14 protein-coding genes, 2 tRNA genes and 1 other RNA gene are annotated in these 12,862 nt (G+C 66.5%); 7 read left to right on the forward strand and 10 right to left on the reverse strand.

Annotated elements, in window-relative coordinates:
• Positions 1 to 20: 20 nt before the first annotated feature.
• Positions 21 to 617, forward strand: a complete 597-nt coding sequence (locus H9654_RS09800; protein WP_191770687.1) for an NAD(P)H-dependent oxidoreductase — start codon at positions 21 to 23, stop codon at positions 615 to 617.
• A gap of 49 nt (positions 618 to 666) precedes the next feature.
• A complete protein-coding gene (locus H9654_RS09805; protein ID WP_406833464.1) occupies positions 667 to 1,230 on the forward strand; it encodes a TetR/AcrR family transcriptional regulator in 564 nt (187 codons plus the stop codon).
• 24 nt (positions 1,231 to 1,254) lie between these two features.
• Here H9654_RS09805 and H9654_RS09810 read toward each other — a convergent pair whose 3' ends face one another.
• Positions 1,255 to 1,572 (reverse strand): DMT family transporter, encoded by a 318-nt coding sequence (locus H9654_RS09810; protein WP_042613365.1) that lies wholly within the window; start codon positions 1,570 to 1,572, stop codon positions 1,255 to 1,257.
• Between the two features lie 291 nt (positions 1,573 to 1,863).
• On the opposite strand from H9654_RS09810, the gene ffs reads away from it, so the two are divergent.
• Positions 1,864 to 1,960, forward strand: an RNA gene (ffs, locus tag H9654_RS09815) — signal recognition particle sRNA small type.
• Positions 1,961 to 2,132: 172 nt separating this feature from the next.
• Here ffs and H9654_RS09820 read toward each other — a convergent pair.
• Together H9654_RS09820 and H9654_RS09825 are read right to left on the reverse strand one after the other, a co-directional pair.
• The gene (locus tag H9654_RS09820) at positions 2,133 to 2,885 is read right to left on the reverse strand and encodes an MBL fold metallo-hydrolase (RefSeq protein ID WP_191770689.1); all 753 of its coding nucleotides are present in this window, start codon (positions 2,883 to 2,885) and stop codon (positions 2,133 to 2,135) included.
• Positions 2,885 to 3,634, reverse strand: coding sequence for a 3-deoxy-D-manno-octulosonic acid kinase (locus H9654_RS09825; RefSeq protein ID WP_191770690.1), 750 nt, complete (start codon positions 3,632 to 3,634; stop codon positions 2,885 to 2,887). Before H9654_RS09825 ends, H9654_RS09820 begins: the two co-directional genes overlap by 1 nt.
• 21 nt (positions 3,635 to 3,655) lie before the next feature.
• Here H9654_RS09825 and H9654_RS09830 point away from each other — a divergent pair, with 21 nt between their 5' ends.
• Positions 3,656 to 4,693, forward strand: coding sequence for a glycosyltransferase family 9 protein (locus H9654_RS09830; RefSeq protein ID WP_191770691.1), 1,038 nt, complete (start codon positions 3,656 to 3,658; stop codon positions 4,691 to 4,693).
• A gap of 30 nt (positions 4,694 to 4,723) precedes the next feature.
• Here the strand turns inward: H9654_RS09830 and H9654_RS09835 are convergent, their stop codons facing one another.
• A complete protein-coding gene (locus tag H9654_RS09835; protein WP_101098736.1) occupies positions 4,724 to 5,125 on the reverse strand; it encodes a DUF6165 family protein in 402 nt (133 codons plus the stop codon).
• Positions 5,126 to 5,584: 459 nt separating this feature from the next.
• Positions 5,585 to 5,675: transfer RNA gene (locus H9654_RS09840), tRNA-Ser, on the reverse strand.
• A 166-nt stretch (positions 5,676 to 5,841) separates the two neighbouring features.
• On the opposite strand from H9654_RS09840, the gene H9654_RS09845 reads away from it, so the two are divergent.
• Positions 5,842 to 6,546 (forward strand): PP2C family protein-serine/threonine phosphatase, encoded by a 705-nt coding sequence (locus H9654_RS09845; RefSeq protein WP_042613467.1) that lies wholly within the window; start codon positions 5,842 to 5,844, stop codon positions 6,544 to 6,546.
• Positions 6,547 to 6,586: 40 nt separating this feature from the next.
• On the opposite strand, the gene dnaQ is transcribed toward H9654_RS09845, so the two are convergent.
• Genes dnaQ through H9654_RS09860 form a run of 3 tightly spaced genes read right to left on the reverse strand, consistent with a single transcriptional unit; the run spans position 6,587 to position 8,442 of the window.
• Complete coding sequence (dnaQ, locus tag H9654_RS09850) at positions 6,587 to 7,315, reverse strand: DNA polymerase III subunit epsilon (RefSeq protein ID WP_101098734.1); 729 nt, start codon at positions 7,313 to 7,315, stop codon at positions 6,587 to 6,589.
• Between the two features lie 4 nt (positions 7,316 to 7,319).
• The gene (gene rnhA / locus H9654_RS09855) at positions 7,320 to 7,775 is read right to left on the reverse strand and encodes a ribonuclease HI (protein WP_057506972.1); all 456 of its coding nucleotides are present in this window, start codon (positions 7,773 to 7,775) and stop codon (positions 7,320 to 7,322) included.
• Positions 7,762 to 8,442 carry a class I SAM-dependent methyltransferase gene (locus tag H9654_RS09860; RefSeq protein ID WP_191770692.1) on the reverse strand — a complete coding sequence of 227 codons (681 nt, stop codon included), beginning with the start codon at positions 8,440 to 8,442 and terminating at the stop codon, positions 7,762 to 7,764. Before H9654_RS09860 ends, rnhA begins: the two co-directional genes overlap by 14 nt.
• Positions 8,443 to 8,453: 11 nt before the next feature.
• On the opposite strand from H9654_RS09860, the gene gloB reads away from it, so the two are divergent.
• On the forward strand, positions 8,454 to 9,218 hold the full coding sequence (gene gloB / locus H9654_RS09865) for a hydroxyacylglutathione hydrolase (protein WP_191770693.1): 765 nt from the start codon (positions 8,454 to 8,456) through the stop codon (positions 9,216 to 9,218).
• Positions 9,215 to 10,426 (forward strand): lytic transglycosylase domain-containing protein, encoded by a 1,212-nt coding sequence (locus H9654_RS09870; RefSeq protein WP_191770694.1) that lies wholly within the window; start codon positions 9,215 to 9,217, stop codon positions 10,424 to 10,426. The genes gloB and H9654_RS09870 overlap by 4 nt, the downstream gene beginning before the upstream one ends.
• A 73-nt stretch (positions 10,427 to 10,499) precedes the next feature.
• On the opposite strand, the gene H9654_RS09875 is transcribed toward H9654_RS09870, so the two are convergent.
• Positions 10,500 to 12,458, reverse strand: a complete 1,959-nt coding sequence (locus H9654_RS09875) for a peptidyl-prolyl cis-trans isomerase (protein WP_191770695.1) — start codon at positions 12,456 to 12,458, stop codon at positions 10,500 to 10,502.
• Between the two features lie 145 nt (positions 12,459 to 12,603).
• Positions 12,604 to 12,680: transfer RNA gene (locus H9654_RS09880), tRNA-Asp, on the reverse strand.
• Positions 12,681 to 12,862: the final 182 nt, after the last annotated feature.

A 12,862-nucleotide genomic window follows, 5' to 3' on the forward strand; every position in this document is an offset into this window, starting at 1 on the left:
GTAACTAAAGAAAACTTCCCATGCACGCACTGATCGTGGTCTCGCACGCCAATCCAGCCTCCCTCACCCATGCCATCGCCCACCGCGTGGCCGACGGCATCACCAACGCCGACCCAGCCGCTACCACGGAGTTCGCGGACCTGACCGCCGAACGCTTCGATCCGGTGTTCAACAGCGACGACCTCGCCTATTTCGAGAAGCGCGCTGCGGCTCCTGACGATGTAGCGCGCGAGCACGCCCGCCTGGAACGGGCGGACACGCTGGTGCTGGTCTACCCGATTTACTGGTGGTCGTTTCCCGCGCTGCTGAAGGGTTGGATCGACCGCGTTTTTAGCAACGGCTGGGCCTACGACGAAGGCCCCGACGGAAAGGTGCAGAAGAAACTGCAGCGGCTGCAGGTGCATCTGGTCGCCAACGGTGGCGCCGACGCGGGGATGATCGAGCGCCACGGTTACGCCAAGGCCATGGCCACGCAGATCGACCATGGCATTTTCGATTACTGTGGTGCCAATGTCGCCAGTTCGGCGCGCCTGTTGGCATCGGATCCCGGCTTCCCGGTCGCGCATCTGGATACGGCCCACGCGATCGGACGCCGCATCGCCAACCCCGGGAGTTGAGTCGTTGCCGAAGTCCTCCGCCACCGCCACGCCCGCCCCTCGCCGTCGCCTGCCGCGCCAAGCACGCACGCGCCAGTTGCTGGACATGGCGTGGGCACTGATCAGCGAGGAAGGCACCGACCAGCTGACGCTGGGCAGGCTGGCCGAAGCGGCGGGGGTCACCAAGCCGGTGGCCTACGATCACTTCGGCACCCGCAATGGTCTGCTTGCCGCGCTTTACGAAGACTATGACGTGCGACAGACGGCGATCTTCGATACCGCCGTTGACGCTGCCAAGGCCACGCTGCACGAAAAAGCGCGGGTGGTCGCGGCCAGTTATGTGGAGTGCGTCCTGACCCAGGGCCAGGAGATTTCAGCCGTGGTGGCCGCGCTCGGCGGCTCGCCTGAACTTCAGGCGGTCAAGCGCAGTTACCAGCATGCGTTCATTGAAAAGTGCCAGCGCATATTCGCCCCCTTCGCGGGCACGGCGGGAGTATCCAACGCGGGCATGTGGGCGGTGCTGGGCGCGGCCGATACGTTGTCGCAGGCCGCAGCCGACGGCGATATCAGCAGGTCACAGGCCAGCGACGAACTGATGCAGACCCTGCTTGCCGTGGTGAAGCGGAGCGCGTGACGCCCCGCCTCTGCTTGGCGCACATCAACTGCTGGACAGCTTCATCAGCACCAGTCCACACACGATCAGCACGGCCGCGCCGATGCGCATCGCACTGACCTGCTCGCCCAGGAACACGATGCCCACCACGAACGCACCGACCGCGCCGATACCGGTCCAGATCGTATACGCGGTGCCCAGCGGCAGGCTGCGCATCGCCACGGCCAGCAGCCAGAAGCTGGCGATCATGCCGACCAGGGTGATGAGCGTCGGGGTGAGCTTGCTGAAGCCTTCGGACTGTTTCATCGAAACGGCCCAGACGATTTCGAGAAGACCAGCGAACAGAAGATAGATCCAGGCCATGGCGGCCTCCTTTGCAGGGGCCAGGCCGTCCTGGACATTTCAACCCGGTGTGGGGGAGGCCGTTCCTCCGCCAGGGAGTCTAGCAACCGCGCGCAGCAATGGCCCTGTCGCGCATGTCCGGGTTACAGGTCATTCAGTGCAATCTTCTGGCTAACCTCTACGCGCATGCGCTAGAATGCGCGCCTGCCATCGCCCAGCGATGTGCAGTCCGGACCGGGTTCCAGGCGCTTCGCGCTGCGTGCCACATCCGTGACAGGTCGCCAGCAAGGTGACCACGTCTCTATGGTGGCCCCGTCGGCCCCTCGCGACGCTAGATCGAAAATCCCGCCAGGGCCGGAAGGCAGCAACGGTATCGATCGACGCGGGCGCCGAGGTCAGCCGGCGGGGTCGCCACCTTTTTGGGCCACCGAAACGCGATGCCGGGTGGCTACCTGCCCTTGGTAGCGCCGAGCCACGCTCGGCGGGGGGCTGCACACGGAAACATTCCGCCGAGCATGGCTCGGCGCTACCGATGCACGCATCGGGCGACTCAGGACTGCACACGGAAAAACCGGTCGGGGTCAGGCGACCTGCATTGCGGTCGGGGTGGCCAGCGGCACGCATTCCCCCGGCCGCGCCACGCGGTGGCCGCGTGCACGCAGCGCATCGCCATCGGCCACGCTGGCGTAGTGGTAGAGCATCATCCGCGCCTGGAGTTCGGCGCTGTATTCGCGCTCCAGATCCTCCACGCCGGTGTGCGACGGGTTCCCGTGCAGGCCGCAGTCATGCGCGATCAGTTCGTTGTCATCAGCGAACCGCGCCAGCATTTCAGGTATCGGACGGGTATCGCCGCTCCAGGTCAGCGCGCCCTTCAGGCGCAGCCCGTAGGCTGTTTCCGGCCAGTGGTGGCGGGCCGGGAACACCTCCAGCCGCACGCCCTCGTGCCAGAACGCATCGCCCACCACGATCAGCTGGAAGGCATCCCAGAAATTGGCGCCGCCCTCGGCCAGCACGTTCGGATAGTCGCCGATCCGCTTGTGCAGCAGCGGCACCACCGGCGCCGGCACGTACAGCCGAACCTTGCCGCGGCGCTGCGCATTGAAGAAGGTATCCACGAACAGGCGCTCGAAGCCAGCGACGTGGTCCAGGTGCACGTGGGTGACGAACAGCGCCTGCGGCATGTGGCCGTAGTGCGTCTGGAACGCCGTCAGTCCCTCGCCGCCGCAATCAATGGTGAGCCAAGGCCGACCATCACGCTCGATGACCGACATCGGCGAACCGAGCTCCACCGCCGACGCATTGCCGACGCCGAGGAAACGCAGCGACCAGTCCATCAGGTGCCCCGGTTCCACGCCAGGTCGTAGGCACGGCGCAGGCGGGCGAAGTCTTTCTCGACCTCATCGGTGCTGCGTTCGCCGCGCAGTTTCAGCAGTGAACGAAGCAGGCGCTTGAGGTTGCGCTCGCGCCAGGCGGTGGCCGGAATGCGTTGCACGCCGCGATCGAAATCGATCAGCCAGCCATGCCCGTTGCCATCGAACAGGATGTTGTGCGCATTGAGGTCGGCATGATCCAGCCCGGCACGATGGAAACGCGCAATCAGCCGACCGGTTTCTTCCCATGGCGCGCCACGGCCCGCGACCAGCGCACGGTCGGCCAGCGAGCGGACGTCTTCAATGCGTTCCATCAGGATCGCGCAGCGGTAGCGCAGGCCTTCTCGCATGTAGTACGCCGCAATGGGGCGCGGCACCGGCAGCTTGAGTTCGCGCAGGGCGCGCATCAGGCGGAATTCGGCGAAGCTGCGGGTGTGCTGCGAGCCGCGCCACAGGTACCGGTCGTGGCTCAGCTTGGCCACCAGGCCACCGCGCAGGTAGTGCCGCAGCACGCTGGGGCCGAACGGTGCGTCGACGAACCAGGCACTGCCCCGACCGCCCTCGCCCACCGGCCGCGCCCGCTCTCCCCAGTGCTGGGGCGAGAACAGATTGGCGTCGGCTTGCCGCAGCCGTTCGCGGTCGAACAGAATGGCACCCATGCCGCGACCATCACGGCAAGGCGTCAGCGCTTCATTGGCGTCGAATGCGACCATTCCTTCGAGTCTAACAACACCATGGCATCACCGTCCTCTTCCCTGTGCCTTTTGCGTTTGTCCGCGCTGGGCGACGTGACCCATGTGGTGCCGCTGGTACGCACCCTGCAGGCGGCGCGGCCGGACGTCCGGATCCACTGGGTGATCGACAAGGTGGGCCTGAAGCTGCTGGACGGGCTGCCGGGGGTGACCTTCCATGCCTACGACAAGACGACCGGACTGGCGGGCATGAAAGCCCTGCGCGCGGAGCTGCCGGCCGAGCGCTTCGATGCCCTGCTGCAGATGCAGGTGGCGTTCCGGGCCAACGTGCTGTCGGCCTTCATACCCGCCCGCCGCCGGATCGGTTATGACCGCAGCCGCTCCAAGGACCTGCATGGACTGTTCATCAACGAGCGCATCCCGGACCGTCCCGGCATCCACGTACTGGATGCCATCGGCAGCTTCTGCGAGCCCCTGGGCCTGACGCAGACCGAGGTGAGCTGGGACCTGGCGGTGCCGGCGGATGCCCATGCCTGGGCGCAGGCGCAGTGGCAGGACGATGGTCGGCCGGTGCTGATGATCTCGCCGTGTTCCAGCCACGAGCGGCGCAACTGGTATGCCGATCGCTACGCTGCGGTGGCCAACCACGCCAGCGCGCGCGGTTGGCAAGTCGTGCTGTGTGGCGGCCGCAGCGAGCTGGAACGGCGCACCGCCGATGCCATCCAGGCGCAGCTGGTGCAGCCGGCGCTGGACCTGGTGGGCAAGGACACGCTGAAGCAGTTGCCGGCCCTGCTGGCCCGCGCGGCGCTGGTGATGACGCCGGATTCCGGGCCGATGCACATCGCCAACGCGATGGGGGTGAAGGTGTTGGGCCTGCACGCGGCGAGCAATCCGCACCGCAGCGGGCCGTATTCGGACCGCCGCTACTGCGTGGACCGCTATGACGACGCGGCGCGCAAGTACCTGGGCAAGCCGGCCAGCGCGCTGAAATGGGGCACCAAGATCGAGTTCGACGACGTGATGGAATTGATCACGGTGGAAGACGGCATCGCCGCGTTCGAACGCTACGCCGCCCGGTAATGACGGCCAGCGGCCGTCACTACCGCCGCGTCAGCCGGCGCGGTAGTCCTTGTACGACTTCTCTTCCACGTAGGCCGAACCCAGCGCGAGGTTGATCGCCTTCTTGATGCGCGCGCGCTCGTCGTTGCGCAGGTAGACGCTGCGCGCCAGCGCGACGAAGGCGTCGCCGAAGTCACCGGCCTTGTCCTGCAGGCGGATGTTGTCTTCGATGTCCCACAGCTCTTCGTTGATCGCTTTCAGGTCGGCACGCAGCTGGGCCACGTCCTTGCCGCCGGCCGGATGGGCCATCCAGGTTTTTTCCAGCGCGGACAGCTCGGTGCGCACGTTGGCCAGCTTGGCCTCGTCACTGATGCGCTCGGACTTGATCTGCAGGATGGAGATCTTGTCGAGCAGTTCGCCGAAGGCGACGGGGACGAGGATTTCAGCGGTCATGGGAGCACTCTCTGGAAGCAGAGGGGGATGATAACGCGCATGGGGTGGGCGGCCGGTAAATGCAGTGCGCTGCGCTTCGCGGGGAACTGGCGGGGGGATTGCTGGGTGCATCCCTGCACCCAGCCCTGCGCGCTGCGCGCTCCGGGCCAGCCTGCGGCTGTCCGGTTCTGCTCCGGCAGAACCGTCGAACCCCGCGTGGGTTCTTTCCTGCCCGCTCTCGGCCACGCAAAAAGCAAAGGGCCACCCGTTGGGTGGCCCTTTGCTTTTTGTCTGGCGGAGAGGGGGGGATTGCTGGGTGCATCCATGCACCCAGCCCCTGCGCTGCGCTACGGGGCCAGCCATGCGGCTGTCCGGTTCTGCTCCTGCAGAACCGTCGAACCCCGCGCGGGTTCTCTCCTGCCCGCTCTCGGCCACGCAAAAAGAAAAGGGCCACCCGTGGGTGGCCCTTTTCTTTTTGTCTGGCGGAGAGGGGGGGATTCGAACCCCCGAGGCGCTATAAACGCCTGCCTGATTTCGAGTCAGGTACATTCAACCGCTCTGCCACCTCTCCGGTTTCCCCGGCGTACCGGGGACGCGCATGATACGAGGATGCGCGGATATTCACAAGCCATCACCGGCAAGAAAGTGAAACTGCGCTGACTTCGCCGCTTGTCGGATGTCCGCCCCGCCGCGATGATGGCGTTCTCCCTGCTGCATCCCCTTTCCTGCGCGACCCCATGATCGAATTCGGACACCTGACCCATCCCGGCCTGCGCCGTGCGCTGAACGAAGACACCTACTACGGGGACGGTGAGCTGGCACTGTGGCTGGTCGCCGATGGCATGGGCGGTCACGCCTGTGGCGAGGTGGCCAGCGCGCTGGCACGCGAAACCATCGTGCGCGAGATCCGACGCGGCGTGCCACTGGCCCAGGCCATCCGCACCGCGGACGAAGAAATCATCCGTGCCTCGCGCCGCCGCAATGACACTCTGCCGATGGGCACCACCGTGGTGGCGGCCCGCGTGCAGGGCAACCGCTACGAAGTGGCCTGGGTGGGCGACAGCCGGGCCTACCTGTGGCGCGACGGCCAGCTGGCCCAGCTCAGCCAGGACCACAGCGTGGTGCAGGAGATGCTGACCCAGGGAAACCTGACCCCGGAACAGGCGCGCGCGCATCCGCATCGCAACGTGGTCACCCAGGCACTGGGGGTCACCGACCCGGCGCATCTGAACGTGGCCACCACTGCCGGCGAGCTGCGCCCGGGCATGCAGCTGCTGCTGTGCAGTGATGGGCTCACCGAAGAGCTGGACGACAGCGGGATTTCCCGCACGCTGGCCTTCGATGACACCAGCGCGCAGGAATGCGTGGATTCGCTGGTGGCCGCCGCGCTGGATGGCGGCGGTTCGGACAACATCACCGTGGTGCTGGTGCGCTGCCACTGACGAGGCGGTGCCGACCAAGGTCGGCACTACCAGGCCGGGGTCAGGCGACGGCGGCTTCTTCCTGCTTCGGGCCATCCCACAGGGCGTGGCCAGCCTTCTTGCGCAGCCGTTCCAGGCGGGCGGCGTGGGCTTCCAGTTCCGATGCGGTGGCCTGCACGCGCGGGCGCGGCAGCAGCTTGGCCGGGTCGAACCCCGCCAGCGCCAGCGCCGCCGCACTGCCCTCTTCGCCCAGGTCGAAACCAAGGTCGTCCTGGCCGGAGGTCAGCGCGATGTACACATCGCCGAGGATCTGCGCATCGAGCAGCGCGCCGTGCAGCTGGCGGTGCGAATTGTCCACGCCCAGCCGCTTGCACAGCGCATCCAGCGAATTGCGCTGGCCGGGGAAGCGCTCGCGCGCCAGCGCCAGCGTATCCACCACGGTGCAGCGGTCGGTGATCTTGCCGAACTGCGGCCCCAGCCGGGACAGTTCGTTGTCCAGGAATCCAAGGTCGAAGGCCGCGTTGTGGATGATCAGCTCGGCGCCGTCGATGAAGGCCAGGAAGGCCTCGGCCACCTGTGCGAACTCCGGCTTGTCGGCGAGGAAATCCAGGGTCAGCCCGGTGACTTCCTGCGCGCCGGGTTCGAAGTCGACGTCTGGCTTGAGGTATTGGTGGTAATGGTTGCCACTGGGCCGGCGCTTGAACAGCTCCACGCAGCCGATTTCAACGACGCGGTTGCCTTTCTGCCAGGCCAGGCCAGTGGTTTCGGTATCCAGGATGATCTGACGCATGGGCTCAGTTTACCGCCATGCCGGTGTCGCGCACCCGGGTGGCGGCTTCGCGCGCCAGCACGTCCACGCGTTCATTGTCCGGGTCGCCGGAATGGCCCTTCACCCAGCGCCAGTCGATCTGGTGGCGCAGGGTCGCTGCATGCAGGCGCTCCCACAGTTCGCGGTTCTTCACCGGCGAGCCGCCGGCGGTCTTCCAGTTCTTGCGGATCCAGCCGGGCAGCCATTCGGTCAGGCCCTGGCGCACGTACTGCGAATCGGTGAAGAGCACGATCTGGCAGGGTTCGCTCAGCGCTTCCAGACCGGATATGGCGGCCATCAGCTCCATCCGGTTATTGGTGGTGTTGGGCTCGCCGCCGCTCAGTTCACGCTCGTGCGCCTTGTAGCGCAGCAGGGCCGCCCAGCCGCCCGGGCCAGGGTTACCGAGGCAGGAGCCGTCGGTGTGTACTTCAATGGTTTTCATGCGTTTCCAGAATCGATCGGGTCATGCCGGGGGTGGCCATCGGCCCCTGCCAGCGTACCTTCAGGGGCGTCGGCCCCGGCAAGGCAAAAGTGCGTTTTTCGGCGCTGAACAGACAGGCCGCGCGCAGCGGCGTCATTGTGCCGCCGCCACCGCCGGACGGCCACAGCGGGCCGATGTAACGGGTGGGCCGGCATTCCAGGCCGACCCGCTCCAGCAGCTGGCGAAGGCGCTGCGGGGTGCGCACCACCATGCCATGCCGCCGCCATAGGGTGCGGTAGGGGCTGAACGGATTGAGGCTGCTCAGGAACAGCTTGCCACCGGGCATCAGCACGCGATCACACTCGGCCAGCAGCAGCGCAGCATCGGCGGCGGTCACGTGCTGCAGCACGATGGCCTGGACGCTTTCATTGGGCAGCGGCAACGGCAACGCACAGCGGGCCTCACCGGCATACCCGGTGCCGTCCCGGTACAGCCGCAGGCCACGTCCGCTCAAGGCCGCGCCCTGCAGCCAGCGTGGGCTGGGGCTGATCCACAACCACGGCTGTGCGGGCAGGCTGGCCAGCTGCGGCAGCAGCAGCTGTTGCTCCAGCTGATACAGCAGCTGCGCCGGTTCGCTGTCGAACCACGTTTCGGGTGTCGCTTGACGGAGGCTCTGCAGCGCGGGCATGGTCCGATTCTATGCGACTCACTGCCCTGCCCGCATTGGCGGACAATTACATCTGGTGCCTGGCCGGCGACGACGGCGCGGCCGTGGTCATCGATCCCGGCGATGCCGCGCCCGTACTGGCCGCAGCCGAGGCGGGACTTCGCCCACAGGCGATCCTGCTCACCCATCACCACGATGACCACATCGGCGGTGTGAGTGCGCTGCAGGCCCGTTTTCCCGGCATCAGGGTGATCGCGCCACATGAGCCGCGCATTCCGACGGCGACCGAGCGCGTGTCCGATGGTGAACACGTTCAGGCAGTGGGGCAGAGGTTCCACGTAGTATCCGTGCCCGGGCACACCCTCAGCCATGTCGCGTTTCACACTGATGAACACCTTTTCAGTGGAGATGCATTGTTCAGCCTGGGCTGTGGGCGCCTGTTCGAAGGTACGCCGTCCCAGCTGCTCGCCACCCTGCGCAGCCTGGCGTCCCTGCCGGGCCAGCTGCTTGTCTGCTGTGCCCACGAATACACCGTGTCAAATGCCGTCTTCGCGCGGCATGTCGACCCCGCCAACGCTGCCCTGAGGCAGCGCCATGAGGAGGCACTGGCCATGCGCCGCGATGACCGCTCCACTCTGCCCGTGCTGTTGGCAGACGAATTACAAAGCAATCCGTTCCTGCGTACCCACACCGCGCCCATCCGTGCGGCGGTGTCGGCTTATCTGGGGCGGGAAATCACCGACGATGTCGACGTGATGGCCGGACTTCGGCACTGGAAAGACGGCTTTCGCGCATGAGGCGCCGAAGTACAGCGCTTGCCCTGGGGATCATGCTGGGGCTTGCCGGAACCGCCAACGCGCAGTCGCTGGGCGCAGGCCTGAGCCAGAATCTCGCCGGTGCCGCTTCACTGCCGCTGGACGCGGCAACCCTGCCGGCCCCCAGCGTGCGCAATGGACAGGACATCTTCGCCAGCTTCCGCGAAGGCCTGGCTGAACCCACCTGCGATGCCGAGGCCACCAGTCCGCGCTGGCAGAAGCAGTTCGCCCATGCGCCTGCCCGGCTGGCCAACCAGAACGATGATGCACTGGTGCTGTTCGGCTATGTGGTGGAAGAGTTGCGCAAGGCCAGCCTGCCTACCGAGTTCGCCCTGATTCCTTTCGTGGAAAGCGGCTACCGCCCCAGCGCGCGCAGCGCAGCCGGCCCAGCCGGCCTGTGGCAGTTCATCGCCACCACCGCGCGCAATCACCGCGTACCCATGAGCGAAGGCTATGACGGGCGTCTGTCGGCGGTGGATTCCACCCAGGCGGCGGTGCGTTACCTGAAGACCCTGCATGGCATGTTCGGCGGCGACTGGCGCTTGGCCACCATGGCCTACAACGCCGGCGAGTACCGGGTGCTGCAGGGCCTGCGCAAGGCCGGGATGAATGCCACCAACGCGGTGCCGGCCGAGCTGCCCGGCCTCTCGCCGATCACCCACGCCTATGTTGAAAAGCTGCATGCCCTGGCCTGCGTGCTGGAAAACGCCGAAGAGCAGCCCTCGGTGATGGCCTCGCTGGACCGCACCGTGCCGGTGCTGAAGAGCCACACCCTGCCCGCTGGCACCAGCGTGCAGCAGTGGGCCGCCCAGCGTTCGCTGGACCCGGCGCGGATTGCCCGCCTGAATCCGGCCGCCAGTGGCCGTGCCCGCCCGCAGAACGCTCCCGTCCGCCTGTTGGCACCGGTCAATACGCCGGCCGTGGATGCCTCGGCGATGGTGGCCAGCGTGGATGAGGCTGCGACGCCGGCCGTCGCTGTTGCGTCGGCACAGCCGGCACCGGCCGCCGCACGCAGCGTGGCCAGCGCGGCAGATCGTCCGCGCAATCGTCGCCACACGGTGCGCAATGGCGAATCGCCGTGGACCATCGCCCGCCGTTACGGCATGCCGGTGAAGGCCCTGCTCAGCCTCAATGGACTCACCGGCAAGGCCGTGCTGAAGCCGGGTGCCGTGCTGCGCATCGAAGACTGACCGGACATCAGTTCGATCGGACAACAAAAAGCCCGGCAATGCCGGGCTTTTTGTCTGCCGCCGCTGCCAACCCTTACAGGTTGGCTTCGGTGGTCTGTACGACGAAGCGCTTGCGGGTGGACTTGACGAAGGCGTCGGCCGCGGCCATGCCGTCGATCTGGCTCAGCTGCTGCTTGAGCTGCTGGCGCTGTTCGGCGGTGACTTCCTTGATGTCGCCCGGGGTGACCTTGGTCACCGCGAACACCACCGCACGCCCCTGCACATCCACCTTGCCGTAGCTCGGCTTGCCTTCGGCCGGCAGCGACGCACTGAATACCGCACGGTTGATCTCGGCGGTCGGCACCGGCTGGGTGCGCGGCAGGCCCGGCATCGGGCTGACCTGCAGCTTCTCGCTTTCTGCCAGCGCCTGCAGCGTCTGGCCGCCCTTCAGCTTGGCCAGCAGCGCATCAGCGGCCTTCTCGGCAGCCTGGCGAGTGCGGTCGGCATGCACGGCAGCGATGACCTGCTCACGCGCCTTGTCCAGCGGGATGGCCTGCTCCGGCGTATGTTCGGCAACGCGGATCACCACGCTGTGGTTGCCGGCTTCGTCCAGCGCGATCGGATCGCTCGCAGTGCCATCCTGGACCAGGATGTCGGAGAACGCAGCGCGCAGCACGGCCGGGTTGGCCGCGATGCCGGTGGCATCCTGGCGGGTGAACGGACCGACGGTCTGCAGCGGCAGGTTCACCGCCTTGGCCGCAGCAGCCAGGTCGCTCGGGCTCTTGTTGGTCGCATCGACCACGCGGCCGGCCAGCTCGGTGTAACCGCGCTCGGCATCTGCCTGGGTCTGCTCGGCCATCAGCTGGTCGCGCACTTCTTCGAAGGAACGCCCTTCACCGCCGCGCACTTCACGCACCTGGATCACGTGGTAGCCGAAATCGGTCTTGACCGGGCCGATGATGTCGCCGGCCTTGGCCGCGAACACCGCATCTTCGAACGGCTTGACCATCGCACCGCGATCCACCCAGCCCAGGTCGCCACCCTGCTCCTTGGAGCCGGTGTCATCGGAGTTGGCCTTGGCCAGTGCGGCAAAATCGGCGCCTGCGGCCTTGGCTTCGGCAGCCAGCTTGGCTGCCTTGGCTTCGGCGCCGTCACCGGTGCTGATCAGGATGTGCGAGGCCAGGCGCTGTTCCGGCGTGGCGAAGCGCGCCTTCTCTTCTTCGTAGCGCTTGCGCAGGCTGGCTTCGTCCGGAGCGGCTGGCGCCGGCAGCATGGCACCGTTGATTTCCACGTATTCCAGCTTGACCGACTCGGCCTGGCGGAAGTCCTTGGCGTGGGTGTCGTACCACTGCTTGATCTGCGCATCGGTGACCGGCGCAGTGTCAGCCGGCTGCTCGGGCAGCATGGCGATCTCGACGTCGCGGGTTTCGCCCAGCAGCTTGAGCAGGCGCTCGGTTTCGGCTTCGGTGACGAAACCAGAGTTCTGCAGCGCGCTGGGGATGACCGACTGCTGCAGGCTGGTCCGGACCAGCTCGGCGAACATGTCCGGCGTGCGCGGCGGGTTGCCACTGGCCAGCGCGATGCGGTACTGGTCGCCGTTGAACTTGCCGTCCGGGCCAAGGAAAGCCGGGATGGCAGCGATGTATTCGCGCACGGCCTCATCGCCGATCACCACGCCGGACTGTTCCCCGGCCAGGCGCACGACCTGTTCGTCGATCAGCTGGTCGAGCACGGCGAGCTTGTTCTCGGTGCTTTCGAAGGCGCGCGGATCGAAGTCCTCGCCCTGCTGCTGGCGTACGCGGGCGCGCTCCTGCTCGAAGCGCTCGCGGAATTCCTGCGAGGTGATTTCGTGGTGCTTCCACAGCAGGCGGGCCGGCCACCAGGACGGAGCCGAGGACCACCAGGAAGGCGGTGCCGATACTTTGGCCACGTTCTGCGCACCGACGCCACCGAGGTAGCTGCTATCGATGACGAACAGGAACGGGATCATCAGCAGCCCCAGGATCACAGTGACGATCCAGCCCGAGGTCTTGTCGCGAAGTTTCTGCAGCATGGGAAAAATCATGGCCTGAGTGGCGAGCCGCGCAGTGTAACCCGCTTCATGCGCAGGCTCCAAAGCACCGGCTGCAAGGGGCGGCGCGGGCCCGGATCCGGGGCATAAAAAAAGCCCCTGGTTTTCACCAGGGGCCCTTCAATCGTGGCGGAGCGGACGGGACTCGAACCCGCGACCTCCGGCGTGACAGGCCAGCATTCTAACCAGCTGAACTACCGCTCCGCGTTGAAACTTTGCAGGCGCTCATTCTATCCGAAGATGGTCTGATTGCCCAGCCTCATGAACACTTTTTTTAGAAGTTTTTCACGAGGTGTTACCAAATCTGCAGTGGCGGAGCGGACGGGACTCGAACCCGCGACCTCCGGCGTGACAGGCCAGCATTCTAACCAGCTGAACTACCGCTC

The organism is Stenotrophomonas lacuserhaii (assembly GCF_014836545.1).
GTDB classification, from domain to species: domain Bacteria; phylum Pseudomonadota; class Gammaproteobacteria; order Xanthomonadales; family Xanthomonadaceae; genus Stenotrophomonas; species Stenotrophomonas lacuserhaii.

Excerpts from the sequence above, each read along its gene's own strand:
- H9654_RS09870 (WP_191770694.1), top strand. The coding sequence starts at position 9,215 with ATGAGGCGCCGAAGTACAGCGCTTGCCCTGGGGATCATGCTGGGGCTT.
- H9654_RS09800 (WP_191770687.1), top strand. The coding sequence starts at position 21 with ATGCACGCACTGATCGTGGTCTCGCACGCCAATCCAGCCTCCCTCACC.
- H9654_RS09860 (WP_191770692.1), bottom strand. The coding sequence starts at position 8,442 with ATGCCCGCGCTGCAGAGCCTCCGTCAAGCGACACCCGAAACGTGGTTC.
- H9654_RS09845 (WP_042613467.1), top strand. The coding sequence starts at position 5,842 with ATGATCGAATTCGGACACCTGACCCATCCCGGCCTGCGCCGTGCGCTG.
- gloB (WP_191770693.1), top strand. The coding sequence starts at position 8,454 with ATGCGACTCACTGCCCTGCCCGCATTGGCGGACAATTACATCTGGTGC.
- rnhA (WP_057506972.1), bottom strand. The coding sequence starts at position 7,775 with ATGAAAACCATTGAAGTACACACCGACGGCTCCTGCCTCGGTAACCCT.
- H9654_RS09875 (WP_191770695.1), bottom strand. The coding sequence starts at position 12,458 with ATGCTGCAGAAACTTCGCGACAAGACCTCGGGCTGGATCGTCACTGTG.
- H9654_RS09825 (WP_191770690.1), bottom strand. The coding sequence starts at position 3,634 with ATGGTCGCATTCGACGCCAATGAAGCGCTGACGCCTTGCCGTGATGGT.
- H9654_RS09810 (WP_042613365.1), bottom strand. The coding sequence starts at position 1,572 with ATGGCCTGGATCTATCTTCTGTTCGCTGGTCTTCTCGAAATCGTCTGG.
- dnaQ (WP_101098734.1), bottom strand. The coding sequence starts at position 7,315 with ATGCGTCAGATCATCCTGGATACCGAAACCACTGGCCTGGCCTGGCAG.
- H9654_RS09830 (WP_191770691.1), top strand. The coding sequence starts at position 3,656 with ATGGCATCACCGTCCTCTTCCCTGTGCCTTTTGCGTTTGTCCGCGCTG.
- H9654_RS09820 (WP_191770689.1), bottom strand. The coding sequence starts at position 2,885 with ATGGACTGGTCGCTGCGTTTCCTCGGCGTCGGCAATGCGTCGGCGGTG.
- H9654_RS09835 (WP_101098736.1), bottom strand. The coding sequence starts at position 5,125 with ATGACCGCTGAAATCCTCGTCCCCGTCGCCTTCGGCGAACTGCTCGAC.